Raw genomic sequence first — 4,936 nt, forward strand, 5'->3', positions numbered from 1 at the left:
CCCCCACCCCAGCACCAGACCACCCCGACAACACCAACTCACGCTCACCGCGATCCAGCAACGCCACCTCACCCACCACCACCGACGAATCCGCGACCACCGCCTCGATCACCCGCCCGAACCAGGCGACCAACCGCTCGACGGTGGACCGGTCGAACAGATCGGTGGCGTACGTGACTATCCCCGTCGCCATCGGAGCGGTGGGGTCCTCGGTAGGCGCCTCACCGATATTGAAATCCAGCTCGAACTTCGCGGTGCGGACGTCGGCCACGAGCGGCTCGACGCTGAGTCCGTCGATCGCCGCCATCTCGGGGCGCACATTGTTTTGGAAGACCAGGGCTACCTGGAACAGCGGGTGATGCGCCGTCGAGCGCACCGGATTGAGCTGCTCGACCAGCAGTTCGAAGGGAACTTCCTGGTTGCTGTAAGCGTCCAGCGCTTTCTGGCGCACCTGCTCGAGTACCTCGCTGAACCGGTGCGCGGTATTGACCCCCACCCGCAACGCCCAAGAGTTGACGAAGAACCCGACCAGATCATCGAGTGCCTCATCTAGCCGCCCGGCGATCGTCGCGCCGATCACCACGTCCTCACCGGCTCCGACCCGGTGCAGCAGCACCGCCAATGCCGCCTGCAACACCATCGAGACCGTCGCGTTGTGCGTCGCTGCCACCGCCTTAACTCCCGCCCACACTTGCGGGTCGATGTGCAAATCGACTGCATCACCGCGATAACTGAGCACCGGCGGGCGGGGCCGATCTGCCGGCAGCGACACCGCCTCCGGGACATCGGCCAACTCCTGCCGCCAGTATCGCAACTGCTCGGCGATCACACTGTCGGGATCAGACTCGGCCCCCAACCACTCCCGTTGCCACAGCGTGTAATCGACGTACTGCACCGCCAACGACGCCCAGCCCGGGGCCCTGCCCTCCCGCCGCGCTTGGTACGCCTGGCCCACATCACGGACCATCGGTACCATGGACCATCCGTCAAAGGCGATGTGGTGCAGGACGATCCCCACCACATGCTCCTCGGGGCCCATCGAATAAATCTGCGCACGAATCGGGACCTCCGCCGACAAATCAAACCGATACGTAACCAGCGTCAACAACTCTGGGACCAGGTCGCGCTCCGGCACCGACATGACCGCCGCGCCACCGCGCCGCCACATCCCCGCCCGGGCAGCCAGCACCTGCTGGAACGGCACACCGTCGATGTCGGGAAAGATGGTGCGCAGCGATTCGTGGCGGGCGATGACATCATCGAGCGCCGCGCCGAGCGCCTCGACATCCAGCGCCCCTTTGATGCGGAAGGCGATCGGTATGTTGTAGGTCGCACCCCCGCCCTCGAACCGGTCGATGAACCACAAACGGCTCTGCGCAAACGACAACGGCACCACCGCGGGCCGCTCTTGTGCCGTCAACGCCGGCCTCGCCTGTTCGCCCGCATGAGCAGCAATCCATTCGGCCAATCCGGCCACGGTGGACGCGTCGAACAACACCTGAATCGGGACTTCGACGCCCAATTCGGTTCGAACTCGCGCTATCAGCCGTGTTGCCGACAGCGAATGCCCACCCAGGTCGAAGAATGACTGATCAATGCCGACCCGCGGCACCCCGAGAACCTCGCCAAAAAGTTTGGCCAACAAGCGTTCCCGTTGTTCACGCGGCGGTCGGTACCCTACTGCGCTGATGAACTCGGGCGCCGGCAGCGCCCGCCGGTCAAGTTTGCCGTTGACCGTCAACGGCAGCGACTCCACGACCATGATCGCCGCCGGCACCATGAACTCGGGCAACCGGCCAGCCACGAAACGGCGTAGCTCGTCGACTCGTTCGCTCCCCACCAGGTCCGCTTCCGTTGCCGGCTCCAACTTTTGATTCAGTACGACATAGCCCACCAGTTGCTTGTCGCTGACCCCCTCCGGATCCGCGTTCGCGGTGTGTGCGATCACCGCCGCCTGCGCCACTCCCGGATGGGCGCTCAGAGCCGCCTCGATCTCGCCGAGCTCGATGCGGTACCCGCGGATCTTGACCTGCTCATCGGCCCGCCCCACGTACCGCAGCTGCCGGTCGGCGCCCCAAGACACCAGGTCCCCGGTCCGATACATCCGCGCCCCGGATCCCCCAAATGGACACGCAACAAACCGCGTCGCGGTCAAGCCGGCCCGCCGCCAATACCCCAGTCCCACAGCGGAACCGGTGACATACAACTCACCGATTACACCCACCGGCACCGCCCGCAGGTACCGATCGAGGACAAAAAAGGCCAAGTGCGCCAACGGCATCCCGATAGGACTGGCAACAGTGTCGGTGTCGGCCGCGACAATCTCCCGGAACGAGGCGTGCACCGTGGTTTCGGTAATGCCGTACATGTTGACCAGGCGCGGCAGACCCGGGTGGTCGTGCAGCCAAGTCCGAAGGCGTTGTGGTTCAAGCGCCTCACCGCCGAACACCACAGTCTCAAGTTTGAGCTGCCCTCCCAGCTCGGGTGCTAGCGCGTCGGCGGTTTGCAGCGCGTAGAACGCCGATGGGGTCTGGCTCAACACGCTGACTTGTTCGGCAACGAGCAAAGCGTGCAGGTCTTTTGGTGAGCGCGTCACCGATTCGGGCACCACCACCAGCCGCCCGCCGCGCAGCAGTGCGCCCCAGATCTCCCACACCGAATAGTCGAAGGCCAAGGAATGACACTGCGTCCACACCTGTCCCGGCGCCATCTCGGAGTCCAGTGACTCCAGCAGCCGGATCACACTCTGATGGGCGATCGGCACCCCCTTGGGGGCGCCCGTCGTGCCCGAGGTGTAGATGAAGTAGGCGATGTCGTCGGCGCCCGGCGCCGGTAAGCCCGTGCTCGGGCAACTGAGGATGCCTGGGTCGTCGACATCGATGACCCGCAGATCGCACCCGTCGAGCCGGTCGGCCAGCCCGGCGGTGGTGATCGCGGCGAGCGGCGCGGCATCGGCCAGCATGAACCGGACCCGAGCGTCGGGGTGCATCGGATCGATCGGCAAATAAGCCGCGCCGGTCTTCAACACCGCCAGAACCGCCACGATCGTCTCGGCCGATCGGGGCAACAGCAGCGCCACACACTGACCCCGGCCCACGCCCTGGCCAACCAACAAGTGCGCCAACCGGTTAGCGGCTTCGTCAACCTCGCGGTAGGTCCACGACCCCTGCTCGTAGCTGAGCGCCACCGCCTCCGGGGCACGCGCCACCTGCTCGGCGAACACCGCCGGGATCGACGCCAACGTGCTCACCGGCTCTGCCAAGACCGCCCGGTTACCCCACTGATCCAAGTCCGTGTGCTCACCGGCATCCAGTACATCCACCGACGAGAGCCGTCGGATGGGATCGGCGGTCATCGCGGTCAATACCCGCCGCAACCGCTCGATCAGCGTCTCGATGCTGGCTACGTCGAACACATCGGTGCGGAAATCCACCGTTCCCCCGATCCCGGCGGGCTCACCGGCTTCGGTCCACCGTTCGCCCAGAGAGAAGACCAAATCCATTCGGGTGTCGTCGACGACTCGCCGTGAGCCTGGCAGCGGCGTGACCTGCACATCACCCAAGGCCAACCTCGCGGCCGGATCGTTGTCCTGCCCGGCAAAGTTCTGCCAAGACAACACCACCTGAAAGAGCGGGTGACGGGTTGCGCTTCGGGTTGGGTTGAGCCGTTCAACCAGCACCTCGAAGGGCACGTCTTGGTGTTCGTAGGCCGCCAGGCCGCGCTGGCGCACCTGGGCGAGCAGCTCGGCGAAGGTGGGATCACCGGCCAGATCGACACGCAGCACCAAGGTATTGATGAAATAACCCACCAGCTCATCCAGCGCCGGGTCGCGCCGCCCGGCGATCAGGAACCCGACCGCCACCTCACTCGTGGCACCCAGTTTGGACAACAACACCGCCAGGGCGGCCTGGACCACCATGAAGCTGGTCGCGTTGTACTCGCCGGCCACCAGGCGGACCCGCTGCTGCAACTCGGCCGGCCAGTCCACCGCCACACTGGCGCCCCGGTAATCAGCCACCGGCGGATAGGGCCGGTCAATGGGGAGCGTCAGGCACTCAGGCATTCCGGCCAGGGTCTGCTTCCAATGCTTCAGCTGCGCGGCGATGGGGCTGTCGCTGTCGTCGAGGTCACCCAAATGCGTTCGCTGCCATAGCGTGTAATCGACGTACTGCACCGCCAAGGGCGCCCACGCCGGGGCTAAGCCCTGCCGTCGTGCCCGATAGGCCTCGCCCACATCGCGGGCCAATGGCGGCAGCGACCAACCGTCATAAGTGATGTGGTGCACAACAATTCCGACCACATGCTGCTCGGGCCCCACCGAGTAGATCTGCGCACGAATAGGGATTTCGGTTGACAAATCGAATCGATACGCCACCAGCGTGAGCAACTCTTCGACCACGTCCTGCTCCGGCAAGGACACGACCATCGCGCTACCGCGCCGCCACATCCCGGTCCGGGCCGGCAGCACCTGCTGCACCGGCACGCCATCGATGTCGGGAAATATGGTGCGCAGCGACTCGTGCCGGGCGATGACATCGTCGAGGGCAGCGCCGAGCGCCTCGACGTCCAGCGCCCCATTGATCCGAAACGCGATCGGCATGTTGTAGGTCGCGCCGCCACCCTCGAACCGGTCAAGGAACCACAACCGGCTCTGCGCAAACGAGAGCGGAACTCGCTCCGGACGCGGCATCACCTGCAACGGAGCCCAGGCGGGGCCGCCACGATGACGGTGCAGATGGTCGGCCAGACGCGCGACGGTGGACGCGTCGAAGAGGTAGCGCACGGGCACTTCTCTGCCCAGCGCCAGCTGCAGTCGCGTGCTCACCCGGGCGGCGACCAACGAATCCCCACCCAGGGCAAAGAAGTCGTCATCGAGTCCGACCCGATCCTGGCCCAACACCTGGGCGAAGACCTCGGCCACGATTTTCTCGGTCTC

The 4,936-nt window shown here is 65.5% G+C and carries 1 protein-coding gene; it reads right to left on the minus strand.

Features of this window, described 5'->3' with window-relative positions; translation table 11 throughout:
- The coding region (locus tag A5756_RS25120; protein ID WP_156659822.1) for a non-ribosomal peptide synthetase at positions 1 to 4,936 on the minus strand (4,936 nt) is incomplete at both ends.

This window comes from Mycobacterium sp. 852002-53434_SCH5985345 (assembly GCF_001667155.1).
Lineage (GTDB): Bacteria > Actinomycetota > Actinomycetes > Mycobacteriales > Mycobacteriaceae > Mycobacterium.